The organism is Neisseria flavescens, assembly GCF_001618065.1.
In the GTDB taxonomy this organism is placed as follows: domain Bacteria; phylum Pseudomonadota; class Gammaproteobacteria; order Burkholderiales; family Neisseriaceae; genus Neisseria; species Neisseria flavescens_A.
In genome coordinates, this window is sequence record NZ_LAEI01000035.1 from 1 (window position 1) to 550 (window position 550).

1 protein-coding gene is annotated in these 550 nt (G+C 50.5%); it reads left to right on the forward strand.

Features of this window, described 5'->3' with window-relative positions; all coding sequences use genetic code 11:
- A partial coding sequence (locus TW89_RS04745; protein ID WP_128580703.1) for an IS5 family transposase occupies window positions 1–550 on the forward strand: 550 nt, incomplete at both ends.

The following is a 550-nucleotide window of genomic DNA, read 5'->3' on the forward strand; positions in this document are numbered from 1 at the left end:
TAAAAGTAGAGAAAGCATCCGCCGCCATCATTGACGCCACCATTATTCAGACCGCCGGCAGCAAACAGCGCCAGGCCATAGAAGTCGATGAAGAAGGACAAGTCAGCGGCCAAACCACACCGAGTAAAGACAGCGATGCCCGTTGGATAAAGAAAAACGGCCTCTACAAACTCGGTTACAAACAACATACCCGTACCGATGCGGAAGGCTATATCGAGAAACTGCACATTACCCCCGCCAATACCCATGAGTGCAAACACCTGTCGCCTTTGCTGGAAGGCATAGCCGAAGGTACGACCATCTATGCCGACAAAGGCTATGACAGTGAGGAAAACCGGCAACATCTGGAAGAACATCAGTTGTTAGACGGCATTATGCGCAAAGCCCACCGCAAACATCCGCTGACGGAAGCACAAACCAAACGCAACCGATATTTGTCGAAGACCCGTTATGTGGTCGAACAAAGCTTCGGTACACTGCATCGTAAATTCCGCTACGCCCGGGCAGCCTATTTCGGACTGATTAAAGTGAGTGCACAAAGCCATCTGAA